The following is a 12,311-nucleotide window of genomic DNA, read 5'->3' as shown; positions in this document are numbered from 1 at the left end:
GAGCAACTCCCGCGGTGTGGCTCGGCGGTGCCGGAACCGCCGAATCACACCCGCTAGCGGGTGGGGGCGCTCAGCGCGCGGGACACCGCCGTGTCCAGGTCCAGGTGGGCGCCCCCGCGCAACCCCCCGAGTGAGGGCCAGGCGCGGGCCGCCGCACCCTGGCCGTCGTCGGTGAGCTGCGCCAGCAGCTCCAGCGCCACCACCATGCCGACCGGATCGCGCAGGGCGTGGTGGATCGCCAGCCCCTCGCACAGCAACTCCCTTGCGGCCCGCGCACCCGCGCCCCCGCGCCACGCCGCGTACCCCAGTACGTAGAGCGCGTAGGCCAGCGCCCACCGCTCCCCGTACCGCAGGCACACCCCGCGGACCTGCTCGCACTGCGCGACCGCGCCCTCCAGATCGCCCCGCAGGGCCATCGCCAGGGCCAGTCCCACCCGGCCCAACAGCACATGGCTGTTCAGCTCCCCGATCTCCCGGTACCGGGCCAGCGCGGCCCCGAACAGCTCGGCCGCGCGCGGCACGTCGTGGCACAGCAGCGCCACGCACCCGATGCGGTGCACCGCGTATGCCGCCGCGGCGGCGTTGCCGGTGCGCTCCGCCAGCGCACGGCACTCGTCCAGCGCGGCCACCGCCGCCACCGTGTCGCCCTGCAGTGCCGCGACGTACCCCAGCACCCACAGCGCCTTGGCCCGCGCCCCGTCGTTGCCGCCCGGTCGCCGAAGCGCCCGGTCCAGCCAGTGCCGCCCCTCCGACAGCCGCCCGCAGCCGACCCAGTAGAACCACAGGCTGCCCGCGAGGTACTGGCCGATGTGCGGATCCGAGGCGCGCTCCAGGCCGAACTCCAGGGCGAGCCGCAGATTCCGCAGGTCCCGGTCGACCCGCGCCGCGACCTCGGCCTGTCCGGGACCGAACCAGTCCAGCTCGCACGAGGTGGCCAAACCCAGGTACCAGTCCCGGTGCCGGCGCCGCAGCCGCTCGGTGTCGCCCAGCGCCTCCAGCCAGCCCGCGCCGTACTCCCGTACCGGCTCCAGCATCCGGTAGCGCGCCCCTTCGGCCGCCTCGTCCCGGATGACCACGGACTGCGCGACCAGGGCCGCCACCGTGTCCCGCACCTCCTCCGCGGGCAGCCCCGAGCCGGTGCACACGTACTCCACCGCGTCCAGGTCGAACTCCCCGGCGAACACCGACAGCCGGGCCCACAGCAGCCGCTGCGTCGGGGTGCACAGCTCGTGGCTCCAGCCGATCACCGCGCGCAGCGTCTGCCGGCGCGGCAGCGCGGCACGGTCCCCGCCCGCCAGCAGCTGGAACCGGTCGGTGATCCGCTCCGCGATCCGCTCGACCGACATCGTCCGCAGCCGGACCGCGGCCAGTTCCAGCGCGAGCGGCAGGCCGTCCAGCCGACGGCACAGTGCGCCGACCGCCGCCCGGTTGGCCTCGGTGACCGCGAACGACGGCACGACCGCCACCGCCCGCTCCGCGAACAGCCGTACCGCCGAACTCTCACCGTCCGGCTGGTCGGCCAACTCCAGCGGGCCGAGCGGCAGTACGGACTCCCCCGGGACGCCGAGCGGCCTGCGGCCGGTGGCCAGGATCCGCAACCCCGGTGCGCGGCGCAGCAGCTCGGCGGCGAGCGCCGCGCACTCGGCGACCAGGTACTCGCAGCCGTCCAGCACCAGCAGCAGCTCGCGGTCGGCGAGGTACTCGGCCAGTACCGACCGCGGCGGGCGGGCGGAGTGGTCGGTGACCGCCAGTGCCTCAAGCACCGCGCGGTCCACCATCGGCGCGTCGCGCACCATGGACAGCTCCACAAGCCGCACCCCACCGCAGAACCGATCCTGCGATCCGCTCGCGGCGGCGAGCGCCAGCCGTGTCTTGCCGACCCCGCCGGTTCCCGTCACCGTCACCAGCCGGGACCGCTCCAATCGGCCTCGCAGCGCGGAGAGTTCGGCGTCGCGACCCACCAGCCGGTCCACCTCGGCGGGCAGACCGCCTGGCCCGGAGCGCGGAGCAAAGGGAGAGGGACCGTCGAGCGGGGCACCGTGCTGCATGGGGCACGGAGCGTACTGGGATGAGAGCGGAGCGTGCAATTCCAGCTACCGCTGCCACGCCAGGCCCGGCACCGGCGGAAATCCGGCACCCACGACGCGCCCGCCCCGCGGGAATGCGGTACGAACAGCCGACCCCGGCGCGATAGGGTCGGTACCCTGCCGCCCGAGCACGGCGGACCGTGCCAGGTGTGACCCCGGAACCCATCCGACCTCCCGGACCGTCCCGCCCCGCCCGCTGCGAGCGGCTGCCGACCGTCGTGAACCAAAGGAGCGCGGAGCAGTGTCCGGTGGAGAGGTGGCCGGTCTCATCGTGGCCGTCTTCTGGGCGATCCTGGTGTCCTTCCTCGCCGTCGTGCTGGTCAGGCTGGCGCAGACGCTGAAGCAGGCGACCCGGCTGGTCGCCGACGTCACCGAACAGGCCGTCCCGCTGCTCGGCGAGGCCACCGAGGCGGTGCGCTCCGCGCACACCCAGCTCGACCGCGTGGACAACATCACCGCCGACGTGCAGGAGGTCACCGCCAACGCCTCGGCGCTGTCCTCCACCGTCGCCAGCACTTTCGGCGGCCCGCTGGTCAAGGTCGCCGCGTTCGGCTACGGCGTGCGCCGCGCCGTCGGCCTGCGCGGGCGCGAGGACGACGGCGGCGGCGCGCGGTCCCGCGCGGACGCCGCGCGCGGCAAGGTCATCGTCGGCACCGCGATCCCGGCGGGCCGCCGCGGGTCGCGCCGCACCCGAGGGAAGGGCTGATACCAGATGTTCCGCCGCCTCTTCTGGTTCGTCACCGGAATCACCGCCGGGGTGTGGGCGACCAACAAGGTGCACCGCGCCGCCCGCCGCCTGACCCCCGAGGGCCTGGCCGCGACCGCGGCCGACCGGGCCATCGAACTCGGCGGCCGGGCACGGCGGTTCGCCAAGGACGTCCGCGCCGGAATGTCCGAGCGCGAATCGCAGCTGAACAACCTACTGGGGCTCGACGCCCCGCACGCAGAACTCCCCGGGCAACGCCCGGAGATCGCCTACCAGGCGGACGCCCGCACGCCGCAGACGCGTCCCTTGTACGAGCAGAAAGAAGGCCACTGATGGAGTCGGCAGAAATCCGCAGGCGCTGGCTGCGCTTCTTCGAGGAGCGCGGGCACACGGTCGTGCCGTCCGCGTCGCTCATCGCGGACGACCCGACGCTGCTGCTGGTCCCCGCGGGCATGGTCCCGTTCAAGCCGTACTTCCTCGGTGAGGTCAAGCCGCCGTTCCCGCGCGCCACCAGCGTGCAGAAGTGCGTGCGCACCCCGGACATCGAAGAGGTCGGCAAGACCACCCGGCACGGCACCTTCTTCCAGATGTGCGGCAACTTCTCCTTCGGCGACTACTTCAAGGAAGGCGCCATCAAGCTCGCCTGGGAGCTGCTCACCACCTCCCAGGAAGAGGGCGGCTACGGGCTTGACCCCGAGCGGCTGTGGATCACCGTCTACCAGGACGACGACGAGGCCGAGCAGATCTGGCGGGACGTCGTCGGCGTGCCCGCCGAGCGCATCCAGCGCCTGGGCAAGAAGGACAACTTCTGGTCCATGGGCGTGCCCGGCCCCTGCGGCCCGTGCTCCGAGATCAACTACGACCGCGGCCCGGAGTTCGGCCCCGAGGGCGGCCCGGCCGTCAACGACGAGCGGTACGTGGAGATCTGGAACCTGGTCTTCATGCAGTACGAGCGCGGGGAGGGCTCCGGCAAGGACGACTTCCCGATCCTCGGCGACCTGCCCAACAAGAACATCGACACCGGGCTCGGCCTGGAACGCCTCGCGATGATCCTGCAGGGCGTGCGGAACATGTACGAGATCGACACCTCGCGCATGATCATCGACAAGGCCACCGAGCTGACCGGCGTCCACTACGGCGCCGCCCACAGCTCCGACGTGTCGCTGCGCGTCGTCGCCGACCACATCCGCACCTCGGTGATGCTCATCGGCGACGGCGTCACCCCCGGCAACGAGGGCCGCGGCTACGTGCTGCGCCGCATCATGCGCCGCGCCATCCGCAACATGCGGCTGCTCGGCGCCGTCCAGCCCACCGTCGGCGAGCTGGTCGACACCGTGATCAAGGCCATGAGCCCGCAGTACCCGGAGCTGGCCGAGGACCGCAGGCGCATCGAGACCGTGGCCCTCGCCGAGGAGAACGCCTTCCTCAAGACGCTCAAGGCGGGCACCAACATCCTCGACACCGCGGTCACCGAGACCAGGGCCGCGGGCGGCAGCGTGCTCCCCGGCGACAAGGCGTTCCTGCTCCACGACACCTGGGGCTTCCCGATCGACCTCACCCTGGAGATGGCCGCCGAGCAGGGGCTCTCCGTGGACGAGGAGGGCTTCCGCCGCCTGATGAAGGAGCAGCGGGAGCGCGCCAAGGCCGACGCCAAGGCCAAGAAGACCGGTCACGCCGACCTGTCCGCCTACCGCGAGGTGGCCGACACCTCCGGCAGCACCGTCTTCACCGGCTACACCGACTACGAGGGCGAGGCCACCGTCGTCGGTCTGCTGGTCGACGGGCTCCCGTCGCCCGCCGCCGTCGAGGGCGACGAGGTCGAGGTCGTCCTGGACCGCACCCCGTTCTACGCCGAGGGCGGCGGCCAGCTCGCCGACGCCGGCCGGATCCGCCTGGACTCCGGCGCGGTGATCGAGGTGCGCGACGTCCAGCAGCCGGTACCGGGCGTCTCGGTGCACAAGGGCGTCGTCCAGGTCGGCGAGGTGACCGTCGGCGCCGGTGCCTACGCCGCCATCGACCTGACCCGTCGCCGGGCGATCGCCCGCGCCCACAGCGCCACCCACCTCACCCACCAGGCGCTGCGCGACGCCCTCGGCCCGACCGCCGCCCAGGCCGGTTCGGAGAACTCCCCGGGCCGCTTCCGCTTCGACTTCGGCTCGCCGGCCGCCGTTCCCGGCTCGGTGCTCAGCGACGTCGAGCAGAAGATCAACGAGGTCCTCGCCCGTGAACTGGACGTCACCGCCGAGGTGATGAGCATGGCCGAGGCCAAGAAGCAGGGCGCCATCGCCGAGTTCGGTGAGAAGTACGGCGAGCGGGTGCGCGTGGTCACCATCGGCGACTTCTCCAAGGAGCTGTGCGGCGGTACGCATGTGCACAACACCGCCCAGCTCGGGCTGGTCAAGCTGCTCGGCGAGTCGTCCATCGGCTCCGGGGTGCGCCGGGTCGAGGCGCTGGTAGGCGCCGACGCCTACAGGTTCCTCGCCCGTGAGCACACCGTCGTCTCCCAGCTCACCGAGCTGGTCAAGGGCCGCCCGGAGGAGCTGCCCGACAAGATCTCCGGCATGCTGAGCAAGCTGCGCGAGGCCGAGAAGGAGATCGAGAAGTACCGCGCCGAGAAGGTGCTCCAGGCCGCGGCCGGGCTCGCCCAGGGCGCCGAGGACGTCAAGGGCGTCGCCCTGGTCACCGGTACCGTCCCGGACGGCACCGGCGCCGACGACCTGCGCAAGCTGGTCCTGGACGTACGGCAGCGGATCACTGGGGGCCGTCCGGCGGTCGTCGCCCTGTTCACCGTGGCCAACGGCCGCCCGCTCACCGTCATCGCCACCAACGAGGCGGCCCGCGAACGCGGCGTCAAGGCGGGTGAGTTGGTGCGCACCGCCGCCAAGACCCTCGGCGGCGGAGGCGGCGGCAAGGACGACGTCGCCCAGGGCGGCGGCAGCAACCCGGACGCCGTGGGCGAGGCCGTCGAGGCGGTGCGCCGACTGGTCGCCGAGAAGGCCTGAGCAGGGAACTGACGGAAGGACAGGCAATGCGACGCGGCAGGCGGATCGCCGTCGATGTCGGGGACGCCCGGATCGGGGTCGCCTCGTGCGACCCCGACGGGCTGATCGCCACACCCGTGGAGACCGTCCCCGGCCGCGACGTCCAGGCGGCCCGCCGCCGCATCGCCGCCATCGTCGAGGAGTACGAACCCCTGGAGGTGGTCATCGGGCTGCCTCGCTCCCTCAGCGGGGGCGAGGGCCCGGCGGCCGCCAAGGCACGTGATTTCGCAACGGAGTTTGCGAAAATCATCACACCCGTGCCGGTGCGGCTGGTGGACGAGCGGATGTCGACCGTCACCGCCACCCATGGTCTGCGCGCCTCCGGGGTAAAGGCCAAGAAGGGCCGCTCAGTTGTGGACCAGGCCGCCGCGGTGGTCATCCTGCAGAGCGCGTTGGAGACCGAGCGGGTCTCCGGCAGGCCGCCCGGCGAGACCGTCGAAGTGGTCATCTGATCGCGATACGGTAACGTTCCGCGCCGGAGAGGCGGGCCCCCACGGGCGGCGCCACGAGCGTCGGCCACGTGCCGCCTCGCGATTCAGGAGACGCATGACCGACTACGGCCGAAGCCCCGGTCCCGAACCGTGGCACCCCGACGACCCCCTCTACGGGGACCAGGGGTGGGACCGTGGTCAGTCGCACGGCGGTTGGGACCAGTACGGCAACCCGTTGCCGCAGCAGCCGTACCCGGACGCCCAGCACTACGCCGGGCAGCAGCAGTACCCGCAGGCGCAGTACCCCGGCCAGCAGTACGCGGAACCCGGGTACGTCGACCCGCACTACTCCGGCGGCCAGCAGTATCCGCAGCAGCCGCACTGGGACGGCCAGCAGCAGTACGACTGGACCGGTCAGCACGCCGTGCCGACGCACGACGCATACGCCACGGGCGTTGCTGAAACGTATGTTCAGCAGCCTGGCCAGGCATTCACCGACACCGCGCACGCCGACCCCTACGGCTATCTACCCCCGCAGCCCGCGCCGCAGTCCGATCCCGAACAGACCGCGGAATGGGCGGCGTTCCACGAGGAGGCCGACGAGCCCGAGCGGCATCCGTTCTTCACCGGCGCCTCGCTCACCGACGGCGAGGAGCGCGAGCGCTTCGTCGACAGCGATGACGATGACGATGACGACGAGGACGCCCCGGACGACGACCAGCGCAAGGGCAAGAAGAAGCGCAGCGGCTGCGCCGTCCTGGTCGCCCTCGTCGTGCTCCTCGGGCTCATCGGAGGCGGCGGCTACGGCGGGTACTGGTACTGGGAACGGCACTTCGCCTCGGCGCCCGACTTCTCCGGCGACGGCACCGGCGACGTACAGGTCGTGATCCCCAACGGCGCCACGGTCGCCCAGATGGGCAACATCCTCAAGCAGAACGATGTCGTCAAGAGCGTCGAGGCCTTCACCAAGGCCGTGGGCGACAAGGCGCTCCAAGGCGGTGTCTACACCCTGCACAAGGAGATGTCGGCCGCCGCCGCGGTCGCCATGATGACCGACCCCAGCAGCCAGAACTCGCTGATCGTCCCCGAGGGCTGGCGCGCCTCCCGGATCTACCAGGCCATCGACCAGAAGCTCGGCCTGCCGTCCGGCACCACGGCGAACGCCGCCAAGAGCGGCGACCTCGGACTGCCGTCCTATGCCAACGGCAACCCCGAGGGCTTCCTGTTCCCCACCAAGTACAGCATCGGGAAGTCGACCAAACCGGTGGACTTCCTCAAGCAGATGGTCCAGCAGGCCGAGGCCGAATACGGCAAGGACGACCTCGAAGCACAGGCCGCCAAGATGGGCAGGACCCCGTACGAGATCATCATCATCGCCAGCCTGATCCAGGCCGAGGCCCAGGAGAAGCAGGACTTCCAAAAGGTCTCCCGGGTCATCTACAACCGCCTGCAGCAGAACATGGCGCTCGGCTTCGACTCGACGATCAACTACGCCAAGGGCCGCTCGACGCTGAACACCACCAGCGCCGACACCCACTTCGACTCGCCGTACAACACCTATCTGCACAAGGGCCTGCCGCCCGGACCGATCGACAACCCCGGACACCAGGCGATCGACGCCGCGCTCCACCCGGCCGACGGCAACTGGCTGTACTTTGTGACCGTCAAGCCGGGGGACACCCGGTTCACCAACGACTACGCGCAACACCAGCGGAACGTGGCGGAATTCAACAAGTACCAGCAGGAGCACGGCGGTTGATGTCGACCCCTTCCCGGGCCGCCCGGCCCCACCGCGCGGCGGTCCTCGGATCGCCCATCGCCCACTCGCTCTCCCCGGTGCTGCACCGCGCCGCCTACCGGGCCCTGGGCCTGGAGGGCTGGGAGTACGAACGGCATGAGGTGGACGAGGCGGCGCTGCCCGGCTTCCTCGCCTCGATCGGCGACGACCGGAAGCCCTGGGCCGGGCTGTCGCTGACCATGCCGCTCAAGCGCGCGGTGATCCCGCTGCTGGACGAGATCAGCGACACGGCGGCGTCCGTGGAGGCCGTCAACACCGTCGTCTTCACCGCGGACGGGCGGCGCCTCGGGGAGAACACCGACATCCCCGGCATGGTCGCCGCGCTGCGGGAACGCGGTGTGGACAGCGTCGACGCCGCGGCGATCCTGGGAGCCGGAGCCACCGCCTCCTCCGCGCTGGCCGCGCTCGCCCGGATCTGCTCGGCCGAGGTCACCGCCTACGTGCGCAGCGAGGCGCGGGCCGTCGAGATGCGGGAGTGGGGGGAGCGGCTCGGCGTGGCCGTGCGCACCCGGGACTGGTCGGCCGCGGCGGACGCCTTCACCGCCCCCCTGGTGATCGCCACCACCCCCGCGGGTGCCACCGACGCGCTCGCGGCCGAGGTGCCGGACCAGCCCGGTGCGCTGTTCGACGTGCTCTACGAGCCGTGGCCGACGCCGCTGGCGGCGGCCTGGTCGGCGCGTGGCGGCGCGCTGGTCGGCGGCCTGGACCTGCTGGTGCACCAGGCGGTGCTCCAGGTCGAGCTGATGACCGGCCGCCGCCCGGCGCCGCTCGCCGCGATGCGGGCGGCCGGGGAGGCGGCGCTCGCCGCACGTTGAGTGCTGTCCGTTCGACGGACTGGTGCCCGGCTTGTCGGTGTCCCGTGGGAGGATCGGATCCGAGGACGTTCGCGGTTCGAGGACTTCCGGCGGGCACAGGAGAGAGGGAACACCGTTGAGTAGGTTGCGCTGGTTGACGGCGGGGGAGTCGCACGGCCCGGCCCTGGTGGCGACACTGGAGGGGCTGCCTGCGGGGGTACCGGTGACGACGGAGATGGTGGCGGACGCCCTGGCCCGCAGGCGGCTGGGGTACGGCCGCGGCGCCCGGATGAAGTTCGAGCGGGACGAGGTCACCTTCCTCGGCGGGGTGCGGCACGGTCTCACCCTGGGATCGCCGGTGGCGATCATGGTGGGCAACACCGAGTGGCCCAAGTGGGAGAAGGTCATGGCGGCCGACCCGGTCGACCCGGCCGAACTCGCCGAGCTGGCCCGCAACGCCCCGCTGACCAGGCCGCGTCCGGGCCACGCCGATCTGGCGGGCATGCAGAAGTACGGCTTCGACGAGGCCCGTCCGGTGCTGGAGCGGGCCTCGGCGCGGGAGACCGCGGCCCGCGTGGCGCTCGGCACGGTGGCGCGGTCGTACCTGAAGGAGACCGCCGGCATCGAGATCGTCTCGCACGTCGTGGAGTTGGGCGCGGCCAAGGCGCCCTACGGCGTCTACCCCAAGCCCGCTGACGTCGAGCGGCTGGACGCCGACCCGGTGCGCTGCCTGGACTCCGCCGCCGGCGAGGCGATGGTGGCCGAGATCGACCAGGCGCACAAGGACGGCGACACCCTCGGCGGCGTGGTCGAGGTGCTGGCCTACGGGGTACCGGTGGGCCTGGGCTCGCATGTGCACTGGGACCGCCGTCTCGACGCCCGGCTGGCCGCCGCGCTGATGGGCATCCAGGCGATCAAGGGCGTGGAGGTGGGCGACGGCTTCGAGTTGGCCCGGGTGCCGGGGTCGAAGGCGCACGACGAGATCCTGCCCACCGAGGAGGGAATCCGCCGCGCCTCCGGCCGCTCCGGCGGCACCGAGGGCGGCCTCACCACCGGTGAGCTCCTGCGGGTACGGGCCGCGATGAAGCCCATCGCCACCGTCCCGCGGGCGCTGGCGACCGTGGACGTCACCACCGGTGAACCCACCCAGGCGCACCACCAGCGGTCCGATGTCTGCGCGGTGCCCGCCGCGGGGATCGTGGCCGAGGCGATGGTCGCGCTGGTGCTGGCGGACGCCGTGGCCGAGAAGTTCGGCGGCGACTCGGTCGCCGAGACCCGGCGCAACGTCACCGGATACCTCGACAACCTGGTGATCCGGTGAGCATGGCACACGAGGTCGCCGAGGGGCAGCCGGAACGCGGCCCCGTCGTCGTGCTGGTGGGGCCGCCTGGGGCGGGCAAGTCCACCATCGGCCGGGTGCTCGCCGAACGGCTGGGCACCACGTACCGGGACACCGACGCCGACATCGAGGCCGCCCAGGGCCGGGCCATCTCCGACATCTTCGTCGAGGACGGTGAGCCGTACTTCCGGGAGCTGGAGCGGGCCGCCGTCCGCGCGGCGCTCGCCGAGCACCCGGGGGTGCTCTCCCTCGGCGGCGGTTCGATCATGGACGAGGGGACCCGGGAGGCGCTGCTGGGACGCCCGGTGGTCTTCCTCGACGTGGGCCTGTCGACCGCCGTGCACCGGGTGGGGCTCGACGCGCCCCGGCCGCTGCTGGCGGTCAACCCCCGGCAGCGGTGGCGGGAGTTGATGGAGCGCCGCCGTCCGCTGTACACCCAGGTCGCACGGGCCGTCGTGGCGACCGATGACCGCACCCCGCAGGACGTCGCCGACCAGGTCCTCGACGTACTGGAGCTGAGGAAGGTATGAACGACACACCCACCCGCGTCCAGGTCGGCGGTACCGCGGGCAGCGCCCCCTACGAGGTGCTGGTCGGCCGCCAACTGCTGGGCGAACTGCCCGCGTTGATCGGCCGGGAGGCCAAGCGCGTCGCGGTGCTGCACCCGGAGGCGCTGTCCGCCACCGGAGAGGCGGTCCGCGACGACCTCGCGGAGCAGGGTTACGAGGCGATCGCGATCCAACTGCCGAACGCCGAGGAGGCCAAGTCCGCCGAGGTGGCCGCGTACTGCTGGAGCGTGCTCGGGCAGACCCAGTTCACCCGTACCGATGTGATCGTCGGGGTCGGCGGTGGCGCCACCACCGACCTGGCCGGATTCGTCGCCGCCACCTGGCTGCGCGGGGTGCGGTGGGTCGCGGTGCCGACCACGGTACTGGCGATGGTGGACGCCGCGGTCGGCGGCAAGACCGGCATCAACACCGCCGAGGGCAAGAACCTGGTGGGTGCCTTCCATCCGCCCGCCGGGGTGCTGTGCGATCTGGCCTGTCTGGAGTCGCTGCCGGTCAACGACTACGTCAGCGGTCTGGCCGAGATCATCAAGGCGGGCTTCATCGCCGATCCGGTGATCCTCGACCTGATCGAGGCAGATCCGCAGGGGGCCCGTACCCCGGACGGTCCGCACACCGCGGAGTTGATCGAGCGGTCGATCCGGGTGAAGGCCGACGTGGTCTCGCAGGACCTGAAGGAGTCGGGGCTGCGGGAGATCCTCAACTACGGTCATACGCTGGCCCATGCCATCGAGAAGAACGAGCGGTACAGCTGGCGGCACGGCGCGGCGGTCTCCGTCGGCATGGTGTTCGCGGCCGAACTCGGCCGCCTGGCCGGCCGGTTGGACGACGCCACAGCCGACCGGCACCGCGCGGTGCTCTCCTCGGTGGGTCTGCCGCTGACCTACAAGGGCGACCAGTGGCCCAGGCTGCTGGAGACCATGAAGGTGGACAAGAAGTCGCGCGGTGACCGGCTGCGCTTCATCGTGCTGGACGGTCTGGCCAAGCCCACCGTGCTGGAGGGCCCCGACCCGGCCCTGCTGGTCGCCGCGTACACGGAGGTGGCCGGGTGACGCGTCCCGTCTACGTGCTGAACGGGCCGAACCTGGGCCGCCTGGGGAGCCGGGAGCCGGAGGTGTACGGCTCGACCTCCTACGCGGGGCTGGTCGAGGAGTGCACCGCCCTCGGCAAGGAACTCGGCTTCGCTGTGGAGGTCCGGGAGACCAACGACGAGGGAGAGATGATCCGTTGGCTGCACGAGGCCGCCGATGGATCGATTCCGGTCGTTCTCAACCCCGGGGCGTTCACCCACTACTCGTACGGGATGCGGGACGCGGCGGCGCAGCGCACCGCGCCGCTGATCGAGGTGCACATCTCCAACCCGTACTCCCGTGAGGAGTTCCGCCACAATTCGGTCATCGCGGCGGTGGCCAGCGGCACCATCGCCGGATTCGGCCTCGGCTCCTACCGGTTGGCGCTGCGCGCGCTCGCCGACGAACTGTCGGCCTGAACGGTGCCCGGACGTCTGTCCGGGCACCTTGACCGTCCCCTGGTCGTTCACACAACTACG

General features: G+C 71.9%; 11 protein-coding genes. 10 read left to right on the top strand and 1 reads right to left on the bottom strand.

What is annotated here, in order from left to right:
• Positions 1-53: 53 nt before the first annotated feature.
• Positions 54-2,048, bottom strand: a complete 1,995-nt coding sequence (locus O5O46_RS09720) for an ATP-binding protein (protein ID WP_269854912.1) — start codon at positions 2,046-2,048, stop codon at positions 54-56.
• A 280-nt stretch (positions 2,049-2,328) separates the two neighbouring features.
• Between O5O46_RS09720 and O5O46_RS09715 the strand changes: the two genes are divergently transcribed.
• The 10 genes from O5O46_RS09715 (at position 2,329) to aroQ (ending at position 12,251) form a co-directional block, all read left to right on the top strand.
• Positions 2,329-2,793: a DUF948 domain-containing protein gene (locus O5O46_RS09715; protein WP_269854911.1), complete on the top strand. Its 465-nt coding sequence runs from the start codon at positions 2,329-2,331 to the stop codon at positions 2,791-2,793.
• Between the two features lie 6 nt (positions 2,794-2,799).
• A complete protein-coding gene (locus tag O5O46_RS09710) occupies positions 2,800-3,126 on the top strand; it encodes a DUF6167 family protein (protein WP_269854910.1) in 327 nt (108 codons plus the stop codon).
• Positions 3,126-5,795, top strand: coding sequence for an alanine--tRNA ligase (alaS, locus tag O5O46_RS09705; protein WP_269854909.1), 2,670 nt, complete (start codon positions 3,126-3,128; stop codon positions 5,793-5,795). The genes O5O46_RS09710 and alaS overlap by 1 nt, the downstream gene beginning before the upstream one ends.
• A gap of 26 nt (positions 5,796-5,821) precedes the next feature.
• Positions 5,822-6,286 carry a Holliday junction resolvase RuvX gene (gene ruvX, locus O5O46_RS09700; RefSeq protein ID WP_269854908.1) on the top strand — a complete coding sequence of 155 codons (465 nt, stop codon included), beginning with the start codon at positions 5,822-5,824 and terminating at the stop codon, positions 6,284-6,286.
• A 94-nt stretch (positions 6,287-6,380) separates the two neighbouring features.
• Positions 6,381-8,024 carry an endolytic transglycosylase MltG gene (gene mltG / locus O5O46_RS09695; RefSeq protein WP_269854907.1) on the top strand — a complete coding sequence of 548 codons (1,644 nt, stop codon included), beginning with the start codon at positions 6,381-6,383 and terminating at the stop codon, positions 8,022-8,024.
• A complete protein-coding gene (locus O5O46_RS09690; protein ID WP_269854906.1) occupies positions 8,024-8,878 on the top strand; it encodes a shikimate dehydrogenase in 855 nt (284 codons plus the stop codon). Before mltG ends, O5O46_RS09690 begins: the two co-directional genes overlap by 1 nt.
• Before the next feature lie 115 nt (positions 8,879-8,993).
• Positions 8,994-10,178, top strand: coding sequence for a chorismate synthase (aroC, locus tag O5O46_RS09685; protein ID WP_269854905.1), 1,185 nt, complete (start codon positions 8,994-8,996; stop codon positions 10,176-10,178).
• Positions 10,179-10,180: 2 nt separating this feature from the next.
• Positions 10,181-10,726 carry a shikimate kinase gene (locus tag O5O46_RS09680; RefSeq protein WP_269855152.1) on the top strand — a complete coding sequence of 182 codons (546 nt, stop codon included), beginning with the start codon at positions 10,181-10,183 and terminating at the stop codon, positions 10,724-10,726.
• Positions 10,723-11,814, top strand: coding sequence for a 3-dehydroquinate synthase (aroB, locus tag O5O46_RS09675; RefSeq protein WP_269854904.1), 1,092 nt, complete (start codon positions 10,723-10,725; stop codon positions 11,812-11,814). The genes O5O46_RS09680 and aroB overlap by 4 nt, the downstream gene beginning before the upstream one ends.
• On the top strand, positions 11,811-12,251 hold the full coding sequence (gene aroQ, locus O5O46_RS09670) for a type II 3-dehydroquinate dehydratase (protein WP_269854903.1): 441 nt from the start codon (positions 11,811-11,813) through the stop codon (positions 12,249-12,251). Before aroB ends, aroQ begins: the two co-directional genes overlap by 4 nt.
• Positions 12,252-12,311 lie beyond the last annotated feature (60 nt).

The sequence above is a fragment of the Streptomyces sp. RPT161 genome, assembly GCF_027533845.1.
In the GTDB taxonomy this organism is placed as follows: Bacteria; Actinomycetota; Actinomycetes; order Streptomycetales; family Streptomycetaceae; genus Streptantibioticus_A; species Streptantibioticus_A silvisoli_A.
Note: the sequence above shows the minus strand (reverse complement) of the source record. Positions and strands in the feature narration are given on the sequence as shown.

Coding starts and splice junctions, on each gene's coding strand:
- O5O46_RS09720 (WP_269854912.1), bottom strand. CDS start 2,048: ATGCAGCACGGTGCCCCGCTCGACGGTCCCTCTCCCTTTGCTCCGCGC.
- O5O46_RS09710 (WP_269854910.1), top strand. CDS start 2,800: ATGTTCCGCCGCCTCTTCTGGTTCGTCACCGGAATCACCGCCGGGGTG.
- alaS (WP_269854909.1), top strand. CDS start 3,126: ATGGAGTCGGCAGAAATCCGCAGGCGCTGGCTGCGCTTCTTCGAGGAG.
- ruvX (WP_269854908.1), top strand. CDS start 5,822: ATGCGACGCGGCAGGCGGATCGCCGTCGATGTCGGGGACGCCCGGATC.
- mltG (WP_269854907.1), top strand. CDS start 6,381: ATGACCGACTACGGCCGAAGCCCCGGTCCCGAACCGTGGCACCCCGAC.
- O5O46_RS09690 (WP_269854906.1), top strand. CDS start 8,024: ATGTCGACCCCTTCCCGGGCCGCCCGGCCCCACCGCGCGGCGGTCCTC.
- O5O46_RS09680 (WP_269855152.1), top strand. CDS start 10,181: ATGGCACACGAGGTCGCCGAGGGGCAGCCGGAACGCGGCCCCGTCGTC.
- aroB (WP_269854904.1), top strand. CDS start 10,723: ATGAACGACACACCCACCCGCGTCCAGGTCGGCGGTACCGCGGGCAGC.